At 70.8% G+C, this 506-nt stretch carries 1 pseudogene; it reads right to left on the reverse strand.

The features are described from left to right. Nucleotides 1–506 (reverse strand): annotated as a pseudogene (locus tag L0D17_RS13260) (hypothetical protein); the annotation flags it as partial.

Genomic DNA, 506 nt, shown 5'->3' on the forward strand with positions numbered 1-506 from the left:
ACATGGGCAGGTTCCCCAGGGCCTTCATGTGGCCCACGAGGGCCCTCCAGTCCCCTTCGGCGGCGTAGGCCAGGGCCTCCTCTAGGAGAGCCCGGTGGAACTCCTTGGTGAGGAACCATGTCCACCGCCCACGCTGGTCCGGTTTGAGCACGTACGTGGCCCGCCAGGCCTCCTTCCTCCACGCCACCCAGGTAAGGGGGCGGTCCTCCACCCGCTGCATCCTCTCCCCGGGGAGCTCTTGGGTGGCCAGGAGGAGCATGGGCCAGGTGGGGGGAGGGTCCTCCGGGGGCATCACGCTCACCGGGGCCAGGAGGAGGTGGGCCACGGGGAGGCGGGCCTCCTTCCGGATGGCCCGGGCCTTGGGGGCGATGAGGACCGCGTGTTTCTCGTCCAGCTTCTTCACGGCGGCCAAGACCTTCTCCACGGGGGCCGTCTGGACCTGCCACCAGGTGTACCCGTCCCGGCTCACCAGGCGCAGGGCCTGGGCCAGGAGGGCCGTCTGGCCT

It is taken from the genome of Thermus thalpophilus, from assembly GCF_022760915.1.
Lineage (GTDB): Bacteria > Deinococcota > Deinococci > Deinococcales > Thermaceae > Thermus > Thermus thalpophilus.